General features: G+C 39.2%; 27 protein-coding genes. 8 read left to right on the top strand and 19 right to left on the bottom strand.

Annotation, left to right across the window (positions count from 1 at the left end; translation table 11 throughout):
* Window positions 1-32: 32 nt before the first annotated feature.
* Window positions 33-1,076 (top strand): A/G-specific adenine glycosylase, encoded by a 1,044-nt coding sequence (gene mutY, locus EBF12_RS02000; RefSeq protein WP_121726174.1) that lies wholly within the window; start codon window positions 33-35, stop codon window positions 1,074-1,076.
* 44 nt (window positions 1,077-1,120) lie between these two features.
* Here the strand turns inward: mutY and EBF12_RS02005 are convergent, their stop codons facing one another.
* The 5 genes from EBF12_RS02005 to recO all read right to left on the bottom strand — a co-directional run bounded on the left by EBF12_RS02005 (window position 1,121) and on the right by recO (window position 5,307).
* Window positions 1,121-1,684: a hypothetical protein gene (locus tag EBF12_RS02005; protein ID WP_121726175.1), complete on the bottom strand. Its 564-nt coding sequence runs from the start codon at window positions 1,682-1,684 to the stop codon at window positions 1,121-1,123.
* A gap of 22 nt (window positions 1,685-1,706) precedes the next feature.
* Window positions 1,707-1,832, bottom strand: coding sequence for a hypothetical protein (locus tag EBF12_RS12135; RefSeq protein WP_279629413.1), 126 nt, complete (start codon window positions 1,830-1,832; stop codon window positions 1,707-1,709).
* Between the two features lie 53 nt (window positions 1,833-1,885).
* On the bottom strand, window positions 1,886-3,121 hold the full coding sequence (locus tag EBF12_RS02010) for an ammonium transporter (protein WP_208630936.1): 1,236 nt from the start codon (window positions 3,119-3,121) through the stop codon (window positions 1,886-1,888).
* A gap of 108 nt (window positions 3,122-3,229) precedes the next feature.
* On the bottom strand, window positions 3,230-4,582 hold the full coding sequence (gene gdhA / locus EBF12_RS02015; RefSeq protein WP_121726177.1) for an NADP-specific glutamate dehydrogenase: 1,353 nt from the start codon (window positions 4,580-4,582) through the stop codon (window positions 3,230-3,232).
* A gap of 98 nt (window positions 4,583-4,680) precedes the next feature.
* A complete protein-coding gene (gene recO / locus EBF12_RS02020; protein WP_121726178.1) occupies window positions 4,681-5,307 on the bottom strand; it encodes a recombination protein RecO in 627 nt (208 codons plus the stop codon).
* Between the two features lie 71 nt (window positions 5,308-5,378).
* Here recO and EBF12_RS02025 point away from each other — a divergent pair, with 71 nt between their 5' ends.
* Genes EBF12_RS02025 through EBF12_RS02045 form a run of 5 tightly spaced genes read left to right on the top strand, consistent with a single transcriptional unit; the run spans window position 5,379 to window position 8,841 of the window.
* On the top strand, window positions 5,379-6,137 hold the full coding sequence (locus EBF12_RS02025) for an inositol monophosphatase family protein (protein WP_121726179.1): 759 nt from the start codon (window positions 5,379-5,381) through the stop codon (window positions 6,135-6,137).
* Window positions 6,138-6,139: 2 nt separating this feature from the next.
* Window positions 6,140-7,015: an acetyl-CoA carboxylase, carboxyltransferase subunit beta gene (gene accD, locus EBF12_RS02030; protein ID WP_121726180.1), complete on the top strand. Its 876-nt coding sequence runs from the start codon at window positions 6,140-6,142 to the stop codon at window positions 7,013-7,015.
* Entirely contained in the window at window positions 6,987-7,445 is a 459-nt protein-coding gene (gene rlmH, locus EBF12_RS02035) for a 23S rRNA (pseudouridine(1915)-N(3))-methyltransferase RlmH (RefSeq protein ID WP_121726181.1), read from the top strand. The genes accD and rlmH overlap by 29 nt, the downstream gene beginning before the upstream one ends.
* Before the next feature lie 16 nt (window positions 7,446-7,461).
* Window positions 7,462-7,818 carry an RNA polymerase-binding protein DksA gene (gene dksA / locus EBF12_RS02040; RefSeq protein ID WP_121726182.1) on the top strand — a complete coding sequence of 119 codons (357 nt, stop codon included), beginning with the start codon at window positions 7,462-7,464 and terminating at the stop codon, window positions 7,816-7,818.
* Window positions 7,819-8,841, top strand: a complete 1,023-nt coding sequence (locus EBF12_RS02045; RefSeq protein WP_121726183.1) for a hypothetical protein — start codon at window positions 7,819-7,821, stop codon at window positions 8,839-8,841. It abuts the gene before it with no gap.
* A gap of 264 nt (window positions 8,842-9,105) precedes the next feature.
* On the opposite strand, the gene cysE is transcribed toward EBF12_RS02045, so the two are convergent.
* Complete coding sequence (gene cysE / locus EBF12_RS02050; RefSeq protein WP_121726184.1) at window positions 9,106-9,840, bottom strand: serine O-acetyltransferase; 735 nt, start codon at window positions 9,838-9,840, stop codon at window positions 9,106-9,108.
* Window positions 9,841-9,848: 8 nt separating this feature from the next.
* Window positions 9,849-11,699 carry a biosynthetic arginine decarboxylase gene (gene speA, locus EBF12_RS02055; protein WP_121726185.1) on the bottom strand — a complete coding sequence of 617 codons (1,851 nt, stop codon included), beginning with the start codon at window positions 11,697-11,699 and terminating at the stop codon, window positions 9,849-9,851.
* 167 nt (window positions 11,700-11,866) lie between these two features.
* On the opposite strand from speA, the gene ybeY reads away from it, so the two are divergent.
* The gene (gene ybeY, locus EBF12_RS02060) at window positions 11,867-12,379 is read left to right on the top strand and encodes an rRNA maturation RNase YbeY (protein WP_121726186.1); all 513 of its coding nucleotides are present in this window, start codon (window positions 11,867-11,869) and stop codon (window positions 12,377-12,379) included.
* A 246-nt stretch (window positions 12,380-12,625) separates the two neighbouring features.
* Here ybeY and EBF12_RS02065 read toward each other — a convergent pair whose 3' ends face one another.
* The 12 genes from EBF12_RS02065 to EBF12_RS02120 all read right to left on the bottom strand — a co-directional run bounded on the left by EBF12_RS02065 (window position 12,626) and on the right by EBF12_RS02120 (window position 20,966).
* Window positions 12,626-13,111 carry an NINE protein gene (locus EBF12_RS02065; RefSeq protein WP_244196309.1) on the bottom strand — a complete coding sequence of 162 codons (486 nt, stop codon included), beginning with the start codon at window positions 13,109-13,111 and terminating at the stop codon, window positions 12,626-12,628.
* 93 nt (window positions 13,112-13,204) lie between these two features.
* Complete coding sequence (locus tag EBF12_RS02070) at window positions 13,205-13,846, bottom strand: TetR/AcrR family transcriptional regulator (protein ID WP_121726187.1); 642 nt, start codon at window positions 13,844-13,846, stop codon at window positions 13,205-13,207.
* 84 nt (window positions 13,847-13,930) lie between these two features.
* Entirely contained in the window at window positions 13,931-14,368 is a 438-nt protein-coding gene (gene ruvX / locus EBF12_RS02075; RefSeq protein ID WP_121726188.1) for a Holliday junction resolvase RuvX, read from the bottom strand.
* Between the two features lies 1 nt (window position 14,369).
* Window positions 14,370-15,161, bottom strand: a complete 792-nt coding sequence (locus EBF12_RS02080) for a DNA-processing protein DprA (protein WP_121726189.1) — start codon at window positions 15,159-15,161, stop codon at window positions 14,370-14,372.
* A 23-nt stretch (window positions 15,162-15,184) separates the two neighbouring features.
* On the bottom strand, window positions 15,185-16,258 hold the full coding sequence (locus tag EBF12_RS02085) for a divergent polysaccharide deacetylase family protein (protein WP_244196310.1): 1,074 nt from the start codon (window positions 16,256-16,258) through the stop codon (window positions 15,185-15,187).
* 13 nt (window positions 16,259-16,271) lie between these two features.
* The gene (gene minE / locus EBF12_RS02090; RefSeq protein ID WP_121726190.1) at window positions 16,272-16,508 is read right to left on the bottom strand and encodes a cell division topological specificity factor MinE; all 237 of its coding nucleotides are present in this window, start codon (window positions 16,506-16,508) and stop codon (window positions 16,272-16,274) included.
* Window positions 16,505-17,320 carry a septum site-determining protein MinD gene (gene minD / locus EBF12_RS02095; RefSeq protein WP_121726191.1) on the bottom strand — a complete coding sequence of 272 codons (816 nt, stop codon included), beginning with the start codon at window positions 17,318-17,320 and terminating at the stop codon, window positions 16,505-16,507. The genes minE and minD overlap by 4 nt, the downstream gene beginning before the upstream one ends.
* Before the next feature lie 55 nt (window positions 17,321-17,375).
* Complete coding sequence (locus tag EBF12_RS02100; protein WP_121726192.1) at window positions 17,376-17,936, bottom strand: restriction endonuclease; 561 nt, start codon at window positions 17,934-17,936, stop codon at window positions 17,376-17,378.
* Window positions 17,936-18,850, bottom strand: a complete 915-nt coding sequence (locus EBF12_RS02105) for an SAM-dependent methyltransferase (RefSeq protein ID WP_121726193.1) — start codon at window positions 18,848-18,850, stop codon at window positions 17,936-17,938. The genes EBF12_RS02100 and EBF12_RS02105 overlap by 1 nt, the downstream gene beginning before the upstream one ends.
* A 2-nt stretch (window positions 18,851-18,852) precedes the next feature.
* On the bottom strand, window positions 18,853-20,061 hold the full coding sequence (locus EBF12_RS02110; RefSeq protein WP_121726194.1) for an argininosuccinate synthase: 1,209 nt from the start codon (window positions 20,059-20,061) through the stop codon (window positions 18,853-18,855).
* A 65-nt stretch (window positions 20,062-20,126) separates the two neighbouring features.
* The gene (locus EBF12_RS02115; protein WP_244196315.1) at window positions 20,127-20,441 is read right to left on the bottom strand and encodes a DMT family transporter; all 315 of its coding nucleotides are present in this window, start codon (window positions 20,439-20,441) and stop codon (window positions 20,127-20,129) included.
* A 3-nt stretch (window positions 20,442-20,444) separates the two neighbouring features.
* Entirely contained in the window at window positions 20,445-20,966 is a 522-nt protein-coding gene (locus tag EBF12_RS02120; RefSeq protein ID WP_121726195.1) for a DMT family transporter, read from the bottom strand.
* Between the two features lie 105 nt (window positions 20,967-21,071).
* Between EBF12_RS02120 and EBF12_RS02125 the strand changes: the two genes are divergently transcribed.
* Window positions 21,072-22,238, top strand: coding sequence for a cation diffusion facilitator family transporter (locus EBF12_RS02125; RefSeq protein WP_121726196.1), 1,167 nt, complete (start codon window positions 21,072-21,074; stop codon window positions 22,236-22,238).
* The last annotated feature ends 222 nt before the right edge of the window (window positions 22,239-22,460 follow it).

Here is a 22,460-nt window from a genome sequence, read left to right on the forward strand (position 1 = left end):
TTGTGTAAAATCACAAATAAAAAGCAAAGACTATGAATACAAGCTCCACACACAAAGCAAAAGGCATTGCTAAACAATACCAGATTCAACTCTTAGAATGGTATGCGATACAGGGCAGAACTTCTCTTCCTTGGCGAACCCTAAAAGGTGAAAATGCCCCTTATGGCGTGTATGTAAGTGAGATAATGTTACAACAAACGCAAGTAAAAAGGGTGCAAGAACACTATTTCACCCCATTTTTAAACGCCTTTCCCACACTAGAATCCTTAGCAAAAGCAAGCCTAGATTCTATACTCAAGCAATGGGAGGGCTTAGGCTATTACACTCGTGCGAGAAATATGCAAAAAGCGGCGATTCTTTGCTGTGAAAAATATAATGCTACTTTGCCTAATACACGCAAAGATTTGCTTAAACTGCCAGGAATTGGGGCATATACTTCAGGGGCGATTTTATGCTTTGGTTTTCATCAAAGTGTGAGTTTTGTAGATGGGAATATTAGACGGGTTTTGTGTAGAATCTTTGCATTACGCGAACCTAACCAAAAGCTTTTAGATGGGCTTGCATTTTTGCTTTTAGACACAAAACACAGCTTTGATTATAATCAAGCCTTGCTTGATTTGGGTGCGATGATTTGCACGCCAAAATCGCCTAATTGCCTTATCTGCCCTATGCAAAATCTCTGCAATGGCAAGGTAAATCCTACGCTCTATCCAACTCCAAAAACTTCTTCTTCAACCCCACTTACACTGCATCTTTTGTTATATAAAGATTCTAAAGGCAGGATTGCCTTTGTGTATGAAAAAGGGGATAAAGGTGGCTTGTATCAAGGCTTATACAATCTCCCACAACTTAAGCTAGAAGCACTTGCTAATAAGCAAAGATTCTATAAATGCGGCAGTTTCAAGCACCACTACACAAAATACGCTATCACCGCAAATGTATATAAACTAGATTCTAAACACTTAAATCTATTAACGCAATCCCTGCCACACACAAAACTATATTTCTTTTCACAAAAAGAGCTAGAATCTAGACCACTTTCATCACTCTGCAAAAAGGCATTGGAGTTTGTGTAGATTCTAAGTAGAATAAGAATCTACAAAAGCGATTAATTGCTTTCTTACATTTTGCTTACGAGCATATCTCTAGCTTCCTGCATATCTGTAAGCTCCTTTTCTAGCTTTTTGACACCTGTTAGCATAAATATCAAATACACTATTGGGAAAAATATGCCTCTAAGCAACCAGCCAATAACTTTACCTATCATAGAACCTAACAAGTAGCTACCATCAGTCTCCATTCTATGACGAGCCAATGCGTTATAATGAGCGTCTTCTGCGGATTGATTAGCTCTTGTTAACATTCTATCGCTAAACCCAGCACAACTCCACACCAAGATACCAATGATAATATACATAACAGAATCAGAAAAATACCCAAGCATACCTAAAGCCAATCCAATTACAAGTATGACAGACCAAATAATGCGTTTTTGAGCGATTTGACCTAATGCTGTTTGCAAATACGCAATGTGCGGGTCTATCACCACATCTAGTGTGCATTTTTGACACGGCTTATTGTCATCATCTCGCATAGCATCATTTATGCACTCCGTGCAAAGCCCTACATTGCATTTGCCACAAGAACCAACAGCTACCACATCATTATGTTTAATACAATTCATTTTTGCCCCTTTTGTTTTGAGTTTAAAAGGGCAAGAATACAAAAAAAATGGATTGTATATGATTTGCCTTAAAAATTAAAATGTGCGTGGCATAATGAGAATCCACCACTTCAAAGCTCCACGGATTCATACTTGCATTTTGCGCCATTTCTAGCTCGTCTTACTGCCACACCACCGGGGCATTTGCCTTGCGTTTATCGCCTATGAATTATACGCATTCTCGCCGTGCAGCCTAGAATCCAGCCCGTGTTTCTCCACTTCCTCATCTACACGCAAATCTGTAAAAAACGATATGGCTTTGAAAATCACATAGCTTACCACAGCCGATAGAGCGATACAAATCCCGATTGCATAAAGCTGCTCAATAAGCAGCTCAAACTCCCCGCTTATAAACAAGCCCTCACCTAACCCCCCTTGTGCTACTACTGCTGGATTCACCGCACCATTTGCAAAAAGACCTGTGGCGATTCCGCCCCAAATCCCACCAATGCCGTGCAAACTAAAGGCATCAAGCGAATCATCAAGCTTAAGCTTATCTTTGATAAAACTTAGCCCAAAGTAGCAGATACAAGCACCCAAAGCACCGATAAGCACACTTGAGCCAACACTCACAAAACCGCAACAGGGCGTTATACTCACAAGCCCAGCTACAAGCCCACTAAGTGAGCCTAGAATCGTGGGGCGTCTGTGTATGACCCACTCTAATAGCACCCACATAAAATAGCCACTTGCAGCAGAGATAATGCTAACAACAAAAGCATTGACAGCAATAGAATCTACTTTTCCAGCACTCCCAGAGTTAAACCCAAGCCAACCGATGAAAAGCAGTATCGCACCCAAAAACGCATACGGCACAGAATGCGCACCTTGCGTATAGGGGATATTCTCTTTTCTCGCACCTACAATCAGCACTCCCACAAGCCCAGCCACACCAGAGCTAATATGCACCACACCGCCACCAGCGAAGTCTAAGCCACCTCGTGCAAGTAAAAAGCCATTTTCACTCCAAATCATATGTGCCAAAACATCATACACAAAAGTGCTCCACAGAAGCAAAAACACCACAAGCACACCAAGCTTGATACGCCCTACAAGTGAGCCTGTGATAATTGCCGTAGCGATGAGAGCAAACATCATTTGAAAGATGACAAACAAAATATTTGGGATTCCATTTTCATTGACACTAGTAGTGTTTGCGACAAACAAATGTTCCAAGCTCCCCACAATCCCAAACCAGCTATCCGTCCCAAAACTCAAGCTATACCCCACAACAATCCATTGCAGAGAAATCGCTCCAAAGCCAATGAAGCAATTCATAATAGTATTAAGCGTGTTTTTGGACTTCACCATTCCAGCATAAAACATCGCAAGAGATGGCGTCATAAGTAGCACTAGAAGTGAGCAAAGCATAAGGAACAAAGTATGGATAGGATTGATTGTCTCAATAAAAGCCATTTAATACTCCTTATCTTAAAAATCTTAAAAAAGCGGAGATAGATTCCAAACCTAACGATTTGGAATCTACTTAGAATCTACAAGCAGGGGTTAAATCACGCCTTGATCAATCATCGCTCCAGCAACCTTTCTAAATCCTGCGATATTTGCACCAAGCACAAGGTTTGTAGGATCGCCAAACTCTTTTGCTGTCTCGCTTGAGTTTGCAAAAATGCTTTCCATAATTTTATGCAAATGAGAATCCACCACTTCAAAGCTCCACGGATTCATACTTGCATTTTGTGCCATTTCTAGCCCACTCACTGCCACACCACCAGCATTTGCAGCCTTGCCCGGTCCGTAGCAGATTTTCGCGTTGATAAACTGATGCACAGCCTCAATAGTTGAAGGCATATTCGCCCCTTCACTCACACATTTACAGCCATTAGCAAGGAGAATCTTAGCGTCATTGCCATTAAGCTCATTTTGCGTCGCACTTGGGAATGCCGCAAAGCAAGGCACAGCCCACACCGGATTACTATCTTTTGGATACTGGCTAATTGGCGTATAAACCGCTTGTGGTCGCTCTTTGGCATACTCGCTTAAAGAAGTTCTTCTTACTTCCTTAATCTCTTTTAACAACACCAAATCAATGCCATCTTTATCATAAATCATACCTTGAGAATCGCTTGCCGTTACAGGCTTTGCCCCAAGTTGATAAAGCTTTTCAATCGTGTAAATGGCTACATTTCCAGCACCAGATACGCTACAAATTTTACCCTCCAAGCTTTCGCCTCGTGCTTTTAGCATTTCTTGTGCAAAATACACACAGCCATAGCCTGTCGCCTCCGTCCTTACAAGACTTCCACCCCACGGAATCGCCTTGCCTGTAAGCACACCCTCAAAGCAGTTTGTGAGTTTTCTATATTGCCCAAAGAGATAGCCTATCTCTCGCCCACCTACGCCAATATCACCTGCTGGGACATCAGTAGTCGCACCGATATGGCGATACAGCTCATTCATAAAGCTTTGACAAAACCGCATAATTTCGCCTTCGCTTTTACCCTTTGGATCAAAGTCGCTTCCACCCTTACCACCGCCCATAGCAAGTGTTGTAAGGGAGTTTTTTAGAATCTGCTCAAAGCCCAAAAACTTAATCACACCATCATTCACGCTTGGATGGAATCTTAGCCCACCTTTGTATGGTCCAATAGCGGAGTTAAACTCAATGCGGTAGGCACGATTTGTTTGAATCTTGCCCTTATCATCAACCCAACTTACACGAAAATGAATCTCTCTATCAGGAATCGTAAGACGCTCAAGTATGGCATAAGATTCATACCTCTTATCCTTTTGAAGTGCCGGTTCAAGGGACTCAAAAACTTCCTCCACAGCTTGATGAAAAAGTGTCTGTGAAGGATATTGCTCTTTTAATTTGTTGAGAACATTACTTGCGTATGACATAAGTAACTCCTTATAGATTAGTATATGCGTTAAACGCTCTGCAATTATAAGTCAATTATTCTTGTATATTCTTAATTAAGTTTAATTAAAGCTAAATTTTATAGCCCTAGTCCCAAAATTTCCCACAAATGATCCACTTCATCATCTTCAAGCAAAATCGTGCTTTGAGTTTGCAAAAATGCAATAATTCTATCTAACTCAAATATCCTACCACCTATACATTCTCTGTGGGCAAATAAAAATGCTCTGCCAAGTGCTACACGCTCTTTTAAGCCTTGCTGACACACAAAGCATTGCATTTGGTTTTCTAAAACTGCAAATGCCCTACCCTCGTGTTGAAGCAAAGTCGCATACATCTCTAGCACCACGCGTTTGGGATTTTGAAGGGTGAGCTTACTCGCACCAGAATTAAGCAGCTCAAAATAAAAGCTATCAACCTCATACACATCTACCAAATGCCTATAAAGTAGCTTGATAAAATGTTGCCAAACATAATACCTTTGCTGTTGGCTCTCCCACTTATATCCAAGATGCACGATGCGCTTGAGCTTAGGGAGGAAGCCTAGCTGGGTTTGTTCTTCAAAATCAACCTTTCGCCCAATATTTATAATGCTATGCCTCGCCCCATAGAATCTATATAATGTCTTTATATCATTTTGGGTAAGAATCTTAACAATCATATCTTCTGTGCGTGTTTTTTGCATTTGGAGAATATAGCCCTGCACTTCTAGATTCCTTAATTTAAGAAAATTCAACGCATAATTCTAGCTTGAGATTCTAAAAAATAAGGGCGGATATGAGTGCATTTTTACATCAAGCCTTAAAGGCTTCATCGGTGATTATCGCTACATTACAACGGCAAGATTCATCGCTGTATGAAAAGCATACAAGGGGTGTAGGGGGCGATATTAGCATTGGGGCGGATTTATTGAGTGAGAGAATCTACAAAGAACATTTGCTAGAATTAGCAAGTATAGAATCTGAAGAAAGCGGGTTTATACAAGGGGCTGGGAGCGATTATATCGTGCTTGACCCACTTGATGGCAGTGATAACTTTCTCTCACATATTCCCTACTATGGGGCAAGTTTAGCCCTATGCGATAAAGATGGTAAATGCAAAGAAGCTCTTATTATTAATTTTTGCTCAAAAGAATGTGTGATAAAAGGTGTGATAGAGCAAGATTCTCAATGTTTTAGATTCTATCTGCACGAATATGAATCTAAGCAGGATAAGGCATTTGTGCCACTAGATTCTACACCCTTAAGCAAGTGTGGAATCTTTGAAAAAGCATATAGCAATCACCACATTGCCAAGCTTTTATATGACAATGGCTTAAAATTCCGCTCACTAGGGGCAAGTGCAATTTCTATGGCAAAGGCTTATGAAGTCAATTTTATGCTGTTTATGGGAGAGATGAGAAGATTTGACAATAAGGCAGGATTGTTTTTATGTGAAAATTTACATCACATTTCTTCAAAGAATTGGACACTTATAAGCAAAGATAAACATATTTTTGATATGATTCTCAATTTTTTAGACAACTCTAAAGGATAAATATGGGTCTTGGCGATTTTTTTAAAGGGAAAAAAGAGGAACAAAAAGAAGAGCAAACAAATGATGCACCCAATCATTGGCTCAAATGCCCCGGTTGTAATGCCTTAATGTATTATAAAGAGGTCTTCTCACAATCTCACATCTGCCCTAAATGTAGCTATCATTTTAGAATCTCAACACAAGAGCGTTTAGAAATGCTGTGCGATAAGGATACTTTTATTGAAATTGATAAAGATTTGCGTCCCATTGACCCTTTAGAGTTTGTAGATAAAAAGAGTTATAAAAAGAGAATTGCCGAAGGGGAAGAAAAAACAGGCAGAGCGAGTTCAGTCATTGCAGGAGAAGCACTTTTAAACGGCGTTGAAATGCAAATTGTGCTTTTTGACTTTGCCTTTATGGGTGGCTCTCTTGGCTCTGTGGAGGGTGAAAAAATCGTCCGTGCCATTGATAGGGCTGTTGCCAAAAAACAAACCTTAGTCATTCTTTCAACTAGCGGTGGGGCTAGAATGCAAGAATCTACATTTTCACTTATGCAAATGGCAAAAACTTCCGCTGCGTTAAATAAACTCACCGATGCAAAGCTCCCTTTTATCTCCGTGCTGCTTGACCCAACATTTGGGGGCGTGAGTGCAAGTTTTGCATTTTTAGGCGATATTATCATTGCAGAGCCCGGAGCCATCATAGGCTTTGCTGGTCCTAGAGTGATTAAGCAAACCATCGGTGCAGACTTGCCAGAGGGATTCCAAACCGCAGAGTTTCTTTTAGAACACGGGCTTATTGATATGGTCGTGCATCGTAAAGATTTGAAAAAAACTTTGAGCGATTTAAGCAAAATGCTCAATCCAAGCTATGCAAATCAACATCTATTCTATAGCTAAAAAAGACACACAATATCAAGCGGTGCAAGAAGAGCTATGTATGCAATGTAAGCAATTTGGTGTTCGTGTGGAAAGTTTTGAGCTTATGCCTCAAGCCGTGCTTAAGGCACAAAAAATTTCAGCCAATCACGCACAAAATGCCTACACGCAAGCCCTTTTACCCCACATCAAACCAAACGCGCTCAATCTTGCTTTGCACACACAGGGGAAAAGCTATGATTCACAAAGTTTTTCACGCCTTTTAGAAACTCAGCATCTCATTCAATTTTTTATCGGTGGGGCTTATGGCTTTGAAAAAGAGTTTTTAAACCTTTGCCAAAGCATTAGCCTAAGCACACTTACACTTAGCCATAAAATCGCCAAACTTGTGCTATGTGAGCAAATCTATCGTGGATTGAGCATTTTGCATTCTCATCCGTATCATAAATAAATGCTTAGGAGACTCTATGATTGATTATCAATTTTTTGAAACGCTTCTTAATGAGCGTCTTAATAAGCTTAGTGAAAGTATCAACCATAAAAACACGCGGATTAAAAATATCCAAGATACACATCATAAAGATGAGGGCGATATTGTAGGGGCAGGTCTACAAGGGAATCTAGAAATGGGTATGATTGACTTATACCATAATGAAATGCGTGATATTCGTAACTCTTTGCAAAAAATTAAAGATGGAATTTTTGGAATTTGTGAAATGTGCGATGATGAAATTGATGTGGAGCGTCTCAAAGTCAAACCTCACGCAAAATACTGCATTAACTGCCGTGAGCTTTATGAAAAATCTCAAAAAAAGGAGCGATAGATGAAGCTGAAGTATTATGTTGTTTTCTCGTTTGTGTTTATGTTTATTATGGGGCTATATGTGTATAGTTTAGAATCTCAAAGCTATACTTATAATCTGCCATTTAGCACGGCACAATTAACATTGCCCGTGGCGATTTGGATTCTAGGAATTGTGCTTGTGTTTTTTATAATGACTTTAATTTTCTTTGCTTCAGCGTGGGCAAAGGAAATGCTAGAAGACTATCATCGTAAAAATGACTATGACAAGCTCCTTACACAAATTAACGAGCAAGCTCTCAATCAGCCCATTAAAGATCGCGTATATAAACGCAAAGCCTTTGGTGATTTATCAAAAATCTTGCAAAGATTCTATCTCAAGCCTAGACTTGATTCTGTGGAGAGTTTTAACCGAAAAATTGATAGCCTTTTTGAAACTTACAAAGATGTGATGAGTGGCAAAGTGGTGGATTTAAAAAAATATCACTTGAGCAAAGATAATAAGTTTAATCTCCAAAATCTCAAAAATAAAATCAAAGCTAATTACAAAAATGGCTTCAACCTTTTAGATGAGGATTATCCCAACGAGCTTCAAAGTTATGCCATACTTGAGATTCTAAAAAATGGCGATTCAAAAGATTTAAACAAGCTTGTCGCACAGCTACACAACCTTACGCTTGATAAGACTTTGGTGCAGGAATTATTGCAAGTGTATTTAAAATATCCAAACACGATTGAGACTAAACATTTGAGTGAGAGCTTTAAAAATGTAGGGTGCGAGGCGTTTGAGTATATCCAATATGCCAAGGAAAGCAAAGGCATATTAAGCCCTGATGAGTGGATTAGATTCTTTGAAGAATGTGCAGACAATGATGAAAAGGCTGAAATGGCATTGTTCTATGTGCTATTTGAATTAGAAATGATTGACAAGGCAAAAGAACGGCATAAATCCCACGCTAAGGGAGAATACACAGCCATTGATGCGTATTTGGACTTAAAAGCAAGTGGCAAAAACTATCCGTTTGATATTTTTGTTTTATCGTAACAAAATCAGTAGAATCTAGAACAATCCTTACAGATTCTACTCTCAAAGCTAGACTTTCTTTCTCTCACATCATTAAAAACTTCAATGCTATCACTTGCTTTTTACAAACATACACTTATTGATACGCATTTGTTTTATCATCACTTCGCACGATTTAGATTCTAATGCCACTTAGAATCTGCAGCATTAAAGATTTACACGATTTTTAAGAGCTACTTTTCCACGCTCTTTTGTCTTCAGCATTAGCTATCACGCTGCTAGACTCTATCCCTTTAAACTACGCAAGAAGGCGGCATAGATTCTATCTAATTCTTCCCTTTCTTTTTGATGTTCTTCACTCAACAATGCAACATCTTCACCCATAGCAGAATCTAGCGTAGTTTCTAGAATCTGTATGCGTTTTAAAAGATACTCAAACAACGCCCTATCAATATCAGGTAGCTTATTTATCGCACTTGCCTCTTTTGCCCTGCCTTTGACTATCACGCGTGCGGGAATCCCAACTGCCGTGCAGTCCTTAGGCACATCTTTTATCACCACAGAGTTCGCCCCGATCTTAGCATTCTCTCCAATGCGTATATTCCCTAGAATCTTCGCTCCCGCTCCAATCACCACGCCATCTTCAATAGTAGGGTGTCTTTTGACTTTATCAAGGCTTGTTCCACCAAGCGTTACACCTTGATAAATCATCACATCATTACCCACTTCTGCCGTCTCACCTATCACCACACCAATAGCGTGGTCAATAAACACACGCCGACCAATCTGTGCTGCTGGGTGAATATCTACATTTGTAATAAAACCTGTAAGCCCCATAATGATTCTAGCTACAACCTTGAATCCAACCTTATGCAAACGATGAGCAATGCGATAATGCACCAATGCGATAAGTCCGGGGTAGTTAAAAAACAGCTCTATGCTACTATTTATAGCGGGGTCTTTTTTCCTTACTATGCAAAAATCTTCTTTTATCATACGCCATAGGCTGATTTGTCCCATTTACCAATTTACTCCATTTTTGTCGTAATCGTGCGAAGGTAGCCATTCTCACTTAGCATTACATACAATCGCCCAAGCATTTCCTTTTTACCCTCACTATCAAGCTGCTGATTTTCCTCAATATGCTGTTTCAACCGCCGCTCAATGTCCTTTGTATCATAATCTAAATCATCTAACACATCTAAAATCGTTTGTGCTTCAATGAGATTAGTTAGCTCATAGCCCTTATTCAAATCATCATCAAACTCAACACTAAACTCCGTTGGGTGAGTAAAAAGATTATGTCGCATTCCTAGCACCTCCTGATACGCACCCACAAGGAAAAAGCCCAAAAAATATTCTTCTTTTGTTACATCTACATCGTGTAAAAACAATGGCGAACTCGCATTAAAAGCAATCTCGCCATCACTATCGCAAGTAATATCCCACAAACTAGCACTGCGGTTTGGACGGCGATTAAGCCTATCAAGCGGCATAACAGGAAAGTTTTGTGCCAAGCCCCAATAATCAGGCAAACTTTGAAAAAAACTACAATTAAGCAAATACCGCTCTTGGACTTGCTCTTGAATCTGCAAAATCTCATTATAATTCTTATGCTTTAAAAGCTTAATCACTTTTTTGATAATCAAATGCACCAAAACCTCGGTATTACTCCTATCTTGCAAATCAATATAGCCCAAATCAAAAAGTGTGAGCAAAGATTCCATATGATCAAGGCTATCGTGCAAATATTCAATCGCATTTTTTTCAACCACGCTATTATACAAGTCAAAAAGCTCCTCTATGAGTGGCGGATTGCTCTTTTTAAGACGCAAGGCTTTTTCATCATATTCTTGAGAGAAAAGCTCTAACACTGGAGCGACAAGCACAGCGTGGTTTGCAGCGATAAAACGACCAGATTCTATAAAAATATCCGGCTCTGGCTCTTTTTTGTTTTTAGCAATCTCACGCAGTGAAAACACCACATCACCGCTAAACTCACTTAATGTGTAGTTGCGATTATTTTTGCCTTCGTGTTGGGTATATTCCACTGCCAAACCACCGCCGATATTAACACACTGCAAGTTTTTTGCACCCTTTTTTCTTAGCTCTGCATAGATATTGCCCGCTTCTCGTATGGCTTTTTTAAGCGGTGAAATATCGCTGATTTGACTGCCGATGTGAAAGTGAATCATCGTAAATTTATGCAACAACTGCTCTTTTTCAAGCATATTAATAGCTTCTAACAGCTCCGTGCTTGTGAGACCAAACTTTGAGTTTATCCCTCCACTTTTTGCCCAGATTCCAACACCTGTGCTGTGGAGGCGGATTCTAAGCCCTATGTTTGGATATGGCTCTCCTAGCTCACGCGCCACTTCAATAATTGTCTCTAGCTCATTTAGCCCTTCAATCGTTAATGTAATATCGTGTCCCATATTTGCCGCTGAAAAGCCTAGAGAAATCATCTCCTTATCTTTAAAGCCATTAACCGTGATGGGCGAGTTTTTATTCGTATAAGCCATAGCCAAAATAAGCTCTGATTTACTCCCTGCCTCTAGCCCATAGCATTTATCTTGGCTCCGTTCCACAAGGGGCAAAACAAAATTTGGCATTTGATTAACTTTCAGCGGAAAAACAGCCTTAAACTTGCCTTTGTATGAATACTCCTTAATCGCCCCCTCAAAAGCCTTAAACACCTTATCAACTTGATTTTTAATCAAATGTGGAAACCGCAAAAGCAAAGGTCCCTTATACCCTCGCTCCCTTGCATCTTGAACAATATCAATCAAAGCCGGTTTGTGCTTATAATTGACCTTGACTTTGCCATCATTGATAATAAAATCATTATTCCCCCAAAAGTTAATCCCATAATCCACCATAGCTATTCCTTGCCTTTCAAAAAATGAGTTTGCATTATAGCACTTTGTGAGTTTTTATCAAGCTAAAAGATTTTAAAATAGGAGATTCTAAGCTTGAGATAAAACTCATAACAATGTATAATCCACACCCAAAATGCAATATAGTCAAACACAATAAGGAGTGAGCCTTGCCTACACAATTTGTAGAATCTAGCCTAATGCCCCAACTTGATATAGATGAGAATAGCTCTTATAAAAATCTCCTAGAAACACTTTTATCTAAGATATGTAATCTTAGGCTCATTCAGGGGGACTTTTCACATTGCACTCTTGAGGTGATTTTTGTAGATTCTCAAGCAATGCGAGAGATTAACCTTGCTCATCGTGGTAAAGACAGCACCACAGATGTGTTAAGCTTTCCTTTAGAGTGTGATTTTGACTTTCAACCCTTAGATGGCACCGCCACATTTGAACGCCTTTTAGGCAGTATTATCATCAACACCGAGCTTGCCAAAGAGATGAGTGAGAATTACGCTCATAATATTGCAGATGAGATAAGTTTGCTTTTTATCCATGGCTTTTTGCATATTCTAGGCTTTGATCACGAAGTGGATAATGGGGAGCAACGAGCCTTAGAGCAACACATTATAGAATCCATAGGGCTAAAACAAAGCTTGATTGTGAGAGTGCAGGAACATTAAAGATAAGAAAAACTAACGCAAAAGTCTTAAAGATACATCAAATTCCAAAAACAAGTCGCCCACAAAATACGAGAATAGAGAGAAATATAGACAACGCTTCGCCAAACATTGCATTTCCTTGATTACGATTTTATTTTGCATCACCGCAATGAGAGTGGATTTAGTAGAGTTACTATAAGATAAAACAATTACAATCCCAGCCCAAGTGTATGGGCTGGAAGGGAAGTTTTCAAATACAAATAGAAGTTATAGTCCTAGCATAAGGAGCTGATTATTGATTTTGTCAAAGTTATCTTTTTTGATTCCTTTCCATACAAGAAATAAATCAGCGATAACCCAAACGGCAACAATAAGCCAAACAATCCCCATCAAACCAAACCCCATTGCCGCACCAACTGCCGCTCCTTCTTCATCACCCACAGCAGCACCAGCAAATGTAGTCATTGCTCCAAATATGAAAGCAAAAATCCACATAGCACTAATACCCAAGAGCTTAAGCACGCCAAGCCCGATATTACCTTTATAGAACCTATCCGCACCAAATCCACCAAAAAATAAACCCAAAACCAACCCCACAACAGGAGTCTTAAGCGGTAACATACTCAAGGAAGCAACTTTATTTGTATCTGTTGCTTTTGAAATTCTCTCTTGTAAAACCAGTGTAGATTCTTCTGGGATTTTCCCTGCCCACGCCATAACCATTTGTTGAGCTTGCATTTGTGAATCCTGCATAATCTTTCTCCTTTAATTCTTAAAATAACGCAAAATAATGCCCAGTTATTTTCCTTAATTATTCCTTAATTATTCACTAGTTATTTATCCCCCTTATCTTATCTCTCGCCACACTTCAAGGAACTCCGCACTTATCTCCTCATCAATCACGCTTAAGCCCACACCCTCGCACATTATCCGTAAATGTCGCACTTTGTAAGTATATTCCATTTGGTTAAGAGGATATAACGCACTATCAAGCCATATATACACACCCCAAACGAGCATTTCACTCGCTGCCCTTGGATATGCCACACTCAATGAACCATCGCTATTGCCCTCTTCTATTATAGATTCTACAATGGGCATAAGATGTGTTTGCGTATGCTTTTGCTTGTAGGCTAAAGTCTGCAAAGAACCAAGCAAGGATAGAGAGCTGCGGATAATCTCTTTATGTGTCAAAATATGCTTAAGATGAAGCAAAATAAGGGCTTTAAGCTTATCGCGTCCATTGATTTGAGAGCGTTCAATCTCCCAAATCTTTTCACTCTGCTCATCATATTGCCCCAAAATCGCATACAAAATATCCTCTTTATTTTTAAAATGATGATAGATCGCCCCCTTTGTATAACCACACAATGCCAATTTATCAATAATATCTTGCATTTTGACATTTTCAAAACCATAAGTGCTAAAGAGTTTGAGTGCGATGTCTAGAATCTTATTTGTCGTTTTTATAGGAGTTTTCAAAGCCATAATCTGCCTTTCATCTCAATGTAAAGTGTAAAAACAGCCAAAAATTCTAACATACTTTTTACAAACAAAAGTATGTTTATAACGCTATATATTCGTATTATAAGTATGTTTAGATTCTAAAAATCTTTCTAAAATCAAAGTCGCACTCAAAGAATCTAGTCGTCCATCTTTTTGAGCTTTTTTGCGATTTTCTCTCCCCATATACACGCTTGATTGCAAGGCTTCTAGGCTCGTGTAGTCCTCATTAATATACACTATCTCTCCGCCAAATTCAACAAGCCCCACAAAATGCAAGATTCTATTACGCGTATCACTATGCCTAGCCTCCCCGCCGCTTGGCAACCCAACGACTAAAATATCAATCTCACGCATTTTTAAAATCTCGCTTAACTCACTAGAGGCTTGATTGCGATTTTTACGCAAAATAGGCTCTATGGGCAGGATAATGCCAAGCCTAGCAACCGCTAAGCCTATCTTTTTTAGCCCCACATCACAAGCTAGAATATTCTTTTGATTTTGCATCTTATAGCACCCGTATGCTTCCAGCTTCCCGCACGATTTTCCCCTCAAGCTCATATTCATAAATCTTCTCGCCAAATTTTAAATACGCTTCTTCAAAACTAGGATTCTTCATACAAAATTCTAAAATCTCATCGCTCCTTTGAATCTTCACGCCAAAAATCCCCTCCAAAAAAACATTCATATCATAAATACACTTTGCCCTATGTGTAGCCAAAAGCTCTTGTGTCCCCTCACTCTCACCCAAACGATGAGGCAGAACAAAAAGGGGCTTGTTAAGCTCATAGGCAATCCTTGCACTTTGCATAGAGCCACTTTGCTTATCAGCTTGAGGGATAATCACCACATCACTTAGGGCAATCACAAGCCTATTGCGTTCTAGGAAGCTGAATCTATGGGGCATATAGGGGCTTTCATACTCGCTGATAACCGCACATTCTTGCATCATTTTTTCAATCATAGCCTTATTTGAACGCGGATAGTAAATATCTAGGCTTGAGGGAGAGAACATTATCGTGCGGGGAAAAGCGTGAGTGTGAGCGATAATATCCACGCCAATTGCCCCACCACTAATAACCACACCCTGAAGTTCTGCGATTTTTGAAGCAAGTTTTGCAACATAGGATTTTGTGTAAGGATTTGGCTTTCTTGTGCCAACAATGGCGATTTTATGCTCCGCTTGTAATAAAGATTCTAAAGCCCCACCTTTATAAAAAAGCTTTTTGGGTGGATTTTTTAGCATATTTAAATGTGCAGGAATAGGCTCTAAGGGTTTAGATTCTATATCCACTTTCACTTTATGCCCCAAGTCTCACGCTCTTAGAAAAATGGCGAACGCGCATAGGAGTGAATCTTATTTTCACGCAAAAAGCTCTCTAACTCACTAGGCGAGACAAGCTCCAAATTGGCATTAAGCTCTTTTTGCATTTGTGCTAGAGCTTTAAAAGTGCTAGGGTGTGGGTGGCAAATAGCTATGGCATAACCCTTTTTTTTCGCTTTTTTGATAAGCAAGGCGAGCTGTTTTTTGGTATAAGCGATATTTGTTTGATTGTCTAAAAATATATCCCTTTGCATAATCAGTCGCTTCTGCTCTCTGGCGAGAATCTCACTTGCGGGATTAGGAATTGTAACACTATCAATAAACTTCAAATCAAGCTCATCAAAAACTTCTAAAAGATTTTTCATATCCGCCTTGCTTTTGGTAAATCTTGAGCCTGTGTGATTATTGAGATACACAAGATGTGGAAAATCCTGTTTGATTTGCCAAATCTGCTCTTTTAAACTCTGCTTGTCAATGCCAACTTTTAAAGGCTCTAGCTCTTTTTGGGTAAAATTTTGTGCCTCTAGCGGAAGATGAATCATAAAGCTTTTGCCGTTTTTAATAACACGCTGGGCAAGTTTTGGCGTTATGCCATTGCTACGCGTTTTTGGAAAAATGGAGGGCGTGATGTTAAGGGGCAAAGATTCTAGACTTTTAATTTGAGAAAGCTTTGAGAGGTCGTCCATTATGAGCAGCACCTTTGGCTTTGGGCTAGATATGAGATTGTGCATATTTGGATTTTGTGATATGGCTTGATGTTCAATCGTAGAATCTTGCCTACTACGCGGGGATTTTGTATCATTTTGATTTTGGGTAAAATCTTTAGAAGCAGTCTCTTCTGTCTTTGTGTTAGAATCTTGGGTTGGCTTACTTTGCCCCACCTCATCAAGCTGGATAAAATTATCCGTATGCAGTCCAAGAAATATTTGGCTAAAGCCCTGAATCAAAGGGTGAGTGATAACCTTAGAATCGCTCTTAGATTCTGCAAGATGTGAAATAGAATCCGCCTTGCATAATACAGAAAGCGTAAAAAGCGTTAAAATCCCACAAAGCAAAAGGCGGAGATTCACCACACATTCCCTTTCACTATGCGTTACCTAGCGTGATTTGCACTTCAAGCGTGGAGATATGGCTATTACTATTTGTGCTAAAATGTATGTCGGTTGATTGTGTGTATTTTTGCACCACTTGCAAAATCTCCCTTTGCATATCCTCAAGGTAGGGGATATTTGCCGTGCGTTCGTGCGATAGGACAAGCTTAAGTCGCTCTCTTGCGTTTGTTGCACTTTTTTTAGAGCCACCAAACATACCAAACACACTCATTTAAATATCCTTTTTAACGCTCCTAGCATTCCCTCATTCTCCATAGATATAAAAGGCACATCTGTCCCCAAAATCCGCTTTGCAATATTTGTATATGCCTTAGCACTTGGTGCTTGTGTGTAAATGACAGGCTCACCATTATTTGTTGCACTGACAATCTTACTATCTTCAGGGATTAGCCCAATAAGTGGCAATGCCAAAATCCCAAGCACATCTTCCACGCTTAACATCTCGCCCTTTTTCACAAGCTCTGGCTTAATGCGGTTAATGATGATATGTTTTTGCACCTCTTCATTATTTTGTGCCTTATGGCTTTTTGCATCAATTATGCCTATCACCCTATCGCTATCCCGCACAGAGCTAACCTCTGGCGTTACCACGATTAACGCCCTATCCGCCCATAAAATCGCGTGTTCAAATCCCCCTTCAATCCCCGCTGGAGAATCTATCAGCACATAATCAAACTTCTGCCTTAGCTCATCAATCAATACGCCAACCTTATCCTTATCAAGTATCGTTTTATCCTTTGTTTGCGAGGCAGGAAGAAAGTAAAGATTTTTTGTTTTCTTATGGCTAATGAGTGCTTGAGAGAGATTACACTTGCCTTCCATTACATCAATCACATCATACACAATGCGGTTTTCAAGCCCTAGAAGCATATCAAGATTCCTAAGCCCTATATCAAAATCAACCGCCACAACCTTTTTATTCTCTTTTTCTATCTCTTGGGCTAGTCCCACGGCTAAATTTGCCGTAGCAGTGGATTTCCCCACGCCACCCTTGCCTGAAGTAATGGTAATAACCTGCGACACTCTCTCTCCTTAAAAATATTTAAAAACGAAAACGCTTATTGTAAGCATAAAAACTTTACAACCCACTTATACCAAAAATATTTCTTAACTCATCAGCAAAATTAACAATAGGCTTTAACTCTTTTAGATTCAATGTTAGCTTAAGATTAACCTGATTGCCCGGATTCATCATTACAAGTTGCTTGTCTTTGCCATTCACCTTAATATATTCTTTTCTTAAAGTGTGATTATAATGATAATCTTGCTTTTTATCTACAATGTAATAATGCACGCTCTCTGTTGTAATGCCTAGTAAAATAATATAATCATAATTATATTTTGGATTGATTCCATTAAACTGAAAAGTATTGTTATTTAAGCCTTTCCTTGCAGTTTTAATCTCTACTTTTTTACCACAAGAAAGCAGGTCAAATTCATCGTGGATAATATCCCCGGGCAATTCATCAAGCACTAAATTTAAAGCTTTAAACACTTCTTTAACAAATTTTTCGCCAATTTGTCCTATGGCATTGCCCTCAAAATGCAAAATTTTTTCAAAAATTCCGCTTTTTTGCTTCTTTTGCACTTCGCTATATTTTTGCTCTATAAGTTCTAATAAAAGTTTTTCTAAGTCCATCAAAACCCCGATTCGTGTAAAAGCTTAAAAATATGTGATTTGCCAATATGCCTACAACCATTTGTAGCCAAAGAGCTATATTTTATCCAATCCGCATTTAAAAACAACTCATCAAGCTTTTCTTTTGGGGCATTTTTATTATAGATAATTGCCACCCCGCTTTTGTATTTAACTAATGAAAAATCTTTCACCACAGCATTTTCTTTAAAAAATGTACTTGAGAGATAAAAATCTGCCTTTTTATTAAAAATCCACTCTTTGCCACATTCTCTATTTTTTGCCAAAGATACGGTTACCACCTTTAAAATCTCTCCATATGGCTCTTGCTTTTCTTTTTGTTTATACCAGCTAAATTCCTCTTTTTCACTTTTATAATTTTTACTCCAAATTTGAAAGCAACATTTCACATCTTTTTCCTTACCATTTTCAAGGTAAAAAGAATTATGAGGTAGAGATTCTTCGTGAAGTAAATGAAAGTCTTTCACGCGGTAACGCACCGAGCCTTTACCCAAACTTTGAAAAAACATCGGCAGTATAAAGCATACAAAATCCGCATTTTTAGAATGCTTAATAAATTCTAACGCCAACACTCCGCGATGCCCAAAAGGTGGATTTCCTATCACAATAAGGGGTTTTTTAGGCAATTCAAATTGCAAATAATCGCCTTGCAAAATATCAAATTTACTTACATTTATATCAATGCCGATTTTATTTTTAGGTAGAAGGGAGTAAAAACACCCATCGCCAACACTAGGTTCAAGCCAAGTATATTTATCTAAATTTTCATACTTTGCTATGATTTTTTTAGTTGTCTCAAAAAACATTTTAGCAATCTCTGGCTTTGTGAAATACTCATCAAAATGATTATTGAGATTCTTTCTCATTACTCCACCATTGACATAGTGCAAGTTCATCACTATCGCCCCCTATTTTCCCCTGCAATGATAAATCTTAGGGCGTTTAGCTTAATAAACCCCGCAGCGTCTTTTTGATTATACACAGAATCTTCCTCAAAGGTGCTATATGCGGCGTTAAAGAGCGAGTTTTTAGACTCCCTGCCTACAACAATCACATTGCCTTTATACAGCTTTAGCCGCACCACGCCACTCACACGCTCTTGTGTTTTATCTATCAAAGCTTGAAGTGCCTCTCTCTCGGGGCTAAACCAATAGCCATTATAGATGAGTTCAGCATAGCGGGGCATAATAGAATCTTTTAAGTGTGCTTCCTCTCTATCAAGACATAAAGATTCTATCGCACGATGAGCCTTTAGATATATCGTGCCACCGGGCGTTTCATAGCAGCCGCGAGACTTCATACCCACATAGCGATTTTCTACTAAATCAAGCCGCCCTATGCCGTGTTTGCCACCTAGCTCATTGAGTTTCGCCCAAAAACTCGCCGGACTTAATCTCTGCCCGTTAATCGCTACGCCGTCCCCCTTTTCAAACTCAAGCTTGACAGATTCAGGCTCATTTGGTGCATTCATCGGTGAGACACTCCAACGCCACATATCCTCTTCAGGCTCGGCATTTGGGTCTTCTAGAATCTGCCCTTCATAGCTGATATGAAGCAGGTTTGCGTCCATTGAATAGGGCGATTTATTTGCCTTTTTTTCAATACTAATACCAGCAGATTCTGCGTAAGCTAGGAGCTTTTCACGGCTATTTAAGTCCCACTCACGCCAAGGGGCGATGACTTTTATATCAGGATTCAACGCATACGCCCCAAGCTCAAATCGCACTTGATCATTGCCCTTGCCGGTTGCTCCGTGTGCTACTGCGTCCGCTCCAACGGCTTTTGCTATCTCTACAAGTCTTTTTGCTATCAAAGGTCGCGCAATGCTTGTGCCTAGTAGATATTCGCCCTCATAAATGGTGTTTGCACGAAACATAGGAAATACAAAGTCCTTGATAAACTCCTCTCTCAAATCCTCAATGAAAATATTTTCACGCTTAATGCCAAGCTTTAACGCCTTAGCCCTTGCAGGCTCTACTTCCTCGCCCTGCCCAATGTCTGCGGTGAAAGTTACCACCTCGCAGTTATAGTTATCCCCAAGCCACTTTAAAATCACGCTTGTATCAAGCCCACCGCTATATGCCAAAACGACTTTTTTAATTGCCATCATTTACTCCTTGTAAAATCTAAACCACGCATTATAATAAAAAATTTGCATTTTGTATGAAAAATCTAGCCTAACGCCTTTAATCCCACGCTAGAAGCGATAATCACACATACGCAAAAAAGCTTCAAAAATGACTTATCCTCTTTAAAAAACACAATCCCCACAAGCACACCTCCAGCCGCACCAATGCCCGTCCATATCGCATACGCCACGCCCATAGAAATCTCTTGCATAGCAATAGATAGGCAGGTAAAGCTCCCTGCAAAAATCAGTGCAAGACATAAGATATAGATTTTATTTTTGGTATCAATGAGCTTTTTCATCGTCCATACACCAGCGATTTCAAACACCCCAGCAATAAAAAGTAAAATCCAATGCAACATTTATTTGTCCTTTGTAGAATCTGTATTAGAAGCCCTAGATTCAGCTTTTTTTGAACTATTTTTAGAATCTTGCTTAATATTGTGTTGAAAATCCTGCGTATCGCTAGATTCTATAAATAAAGATTCTAGCTCTTGTGGCAAATGGTCGTGTATGTCTTGTGCGGTTTTACTCTCTTTGACGCTACATTTTAGCCCCAACACTCCAAGCATAAGCGTTGAGATAAGAGCGATTTTGATAAGTGATGCTTCCTCGCCAAATAGCACAATTTCAGCGATCACCACACCACCCGTGCCAATGCCAACAAACACGCTATACACAATGCTAACTTCTAGCCGCTTCATCGCTAACACCGCACAAGTGAAAGAAAAGGCAATGCCAACACCGGTCAAAGCTTTGAGTGGCAATGTATCAGCATACTTTAGCCCACTCACCCACGCCACTTCACAAATCCCACCAATAAGGATTAAAAGCCACGCTAGATTTTTACTCATAATGGTTTTTGTGTTGATTTTTTGAATCATTTTTACCCCTTAAACTCCCAAAATACACTCGCAATTCTAGTCTTTGCGTATTAATCATTTTTAATCATAATCATTTGTAGAAATCCTAATCCACAAGGCTACATAATGACTACACAGCAAGATACATCATACAACCGCCGCTCTTATGGCACAAGTGTGCGGAAATCTAAAACTATGCAAGAAGATTCTAAGCAACCTTTAGAATCTAGCACAGCACAACCCAACCCCACAAACCCCATAAAATCTAGCTTAGATTCTAGCTTTATGAATGATTCTAATCACATAGAATCTAAACATTCAACAACACAGAAACAAGACAAGCATAAAGCACAGATTCTAGCCCTAAAACACGCCCTTAAGACAGATTCTAAAAAAGCCGCACAAAAAGAGCAGTTTGTCCTTAAAGTCTCAATGTATAGTGCGTTAATTTTGGCGATTTTTGGCATTAGCTTTGGAATCTTTGTAAAATCTATGGCGGTGATTTTTGATGGCTTTGTGGCTCTCATTAGCGTTGGGCTTGGGGCATTAAGCGTGATTACTTCTCGTTATATTTACAAAGAAGATGATGATATTTTTCAATATGGCTATGTCCGCTTTGAACCTATGGTAAATCTCTTTAAATCCCTTGTGCTAGTCTTTGTATGCGTGTATGCTTTTATCAATGCTTTGCAGAGTATCATTCACGGCGGCTATGCGGTGGAGCTTGGTGGGGCGGTAGCGTATAGTCTGTGTGCGTTTGTGTTTTGTGCGATTTTGTTTGTTTATACGCTTTTTTATACGCGGCTTTTAGAATCTGATTTGATTAAAGTGGATAATACGGAGTGGAAGATTGACTGTGTGCTGTATTTAGGGGCATTAGGGGCTTTTGGCGTGATTTATTTTGTGCTTAGTCTAGAGAGTGCTTTGGCGATGTATGTTGATCCCTTGCTTTTAGCAGTGCTATCTTTAATGCTATGTGTCTCACCTATCCGCATAGCTATTGCGAATTTTAAAGATTTGATTATGGTTGCCCCAAGTGAGATTGATTCTAAAATCACGCAAATTATGGAATCTTTAAGTGAAGAATGTGGCTTTAGTGATTATGATACGCATGTGGCAAAATCAGGGCGATTCTATATGGTGGAAGTGAATATCTTAATAGATAAAAATTGTAAGATTAGCTCGGTAGCGGAGTTTGATTCCTTGCGAGAGAGAATTGAAAAATCCCTTGATATTCCAAGCTATAAGATTTGGCTCTCTGTAAGCTTTACGGGGAATCCTAAGTGGTTATAGGGTAGATTCTGTATTTGTAGATACTTTACTTTGGCTTTGCTTAAAAACTTGATATGACAAGTAACAATTTTGTCATTTGTAGTCTCTTTTTTCTTGTTATTGTATGAATCATTCTTTTTGTCATTTTTGCAAGTGTGGGTGAAATCCTTGCGGATTGCACGAGCGTAAGCGAAAAATCTCTTTTAGATTGCATTATAGAATCTGCATTGCGAGATACTTCGC

This window comes from Helicobacter labetoulli, from assembly GCF_003670275.1.
Lineage (GTDB): Bacteria > Campylobacterota > Campylobacteria > Campylobacterales > Helicobacteraceae > Helicobacter_C > Helicobacter_C labetoulli.

Bases quoted from the DNA above. Each gene is read 5' to 3' on its own strand.
- gdhA (WP_121726177.1), bottom strand. From the start codon at position 4,582: ATGTCATACGCAAGTAATGTTCTCAACAAATTAAAAGAGCAATATCCT.
- dksA (WP_121726182.1), top strand. From the start codon at position 7,462: ATGATTGATTATCAATTTTTTGAAACGCTTCTTAATGAGCGTCTTAAT.
- EBF12_RS02070 (WP_121726187.1), bottom strand. From the start codon at position 13,846: ATGGCTTTGAAAACTCCTATAAAAACGACAAATAAGATTCTAGACATC.
- rlmH (WP_121726181.1), top strand. From the start codon at position 6,987: ATGCAAATCAACATCTATTCTATAGCTAAAAAAGACACACAATATCAA.
- EBF12_RS02025 (WP_121726179.1), top strand. From the start codon at position 5,379: ATGAGTGCATTTTTACATCAAGCCTTAAAGGCTTCATCGGTGATTATC.
- EBF12_RS02065 (WP_244196309.1), bottom strand. From the start codon at position 13,111: ATGCAGGATTCACAAATGCAAGCTCAACAAATGGTTATGGCGTGGGCA.
- EBF12_RS02045 (WP_121726183.1), top strand. From the start codon at position 7,819: ATGAAGCTGAAGTATTATGTTGTTTTCTCGTTTGTGTTTATGTTTATT.
- EBF12_RS02120 (WP_121726195.1), bottom strand. From the start codon at position 20,966: ATGATTCAAAAAATCAACACAAAAACCATTATGAGTAAAAATCTAGCG.
- EBF12_RS02110 (WP_121726194.1), bottom strand. From the start codon at position 20,061: ATGGCAATTAAAAAAGTCGTTTTGGCATATAGCGGTGGGCTTGATACA.
- accD (WP_121726180.1), top strand. From the start codon at position 6,140: ATGGGTCTTGGCGATTTTTTTAAAGGGAAAAAAGAGGAACAAAAAGAA.
- cysE (WP_121726184.1), bottom strand. From the start codon at position 9,840: ATGGGACAAATCAGCCTATGGCGTATGATAAAAGAAGATTTTTGCATA.
- EBF12_RS12135 (WP_279629413.1), bottom strand. From the start codon at position 1,832: ATGGCGCAAAATGCAAGTATGAATCCGTGGAGCTTTGAAGTGGTGGAT.
- speA (WP_121726185.1), bottom strand. From the start codon at position 11,699: ATGGTGGATTATGGGATTAACTTTTGGGGGAATAATGATTTTATTATC.
- mutY (WP_121726174.1), top strand. From the start codon at position 33: ATGAATACAAGCTCCACACACAAAGCAAAAGGCATTGCTAAACAATAC.
- EBF12_RS02125 (WP_121726196.1), top strand. From the start codon at position 21,072: ATGACTACACAGCAAGATACATCATACAACCGCCGCTCTTATGGCACA.
- EBF12_RS02005 (WP_121726175.1), bottom strand. From the start codon at position 1,684: ATGAATTGTATTAAACATAATGATGTGGTAGCTGTTGGTTCTTGTGGC.
- minE (WP_121726190.1), bottom strand. From the start codon at position 16,508: ATGAGTGTGTTTGGTATGTTTGGTGGCTCTAAAAAAAGTGCAACAAAC.
- EBF12_RS02105 (WP_121726193.1), bottom strand. From the start codon at position 18,850: ATGAACTTGCACTATGTCAATGGTGGAGTAATGAGAAAGAATCTCAAT.
- EBF12_RS02100 (WP_121726192.1), bottom strand. From the start codon at position 17,936: ATGGACTTAGAAAAACTTTTATTAGAACTTATAGAGCAAAAATATAGC.
- ruvX (WP_121726188.1), bottom strand. From the start codon at position 14,368: ATGCAAAATCAAAAGAATATTCTAGCTTGTGATGTGGGGCTAAAAAAG.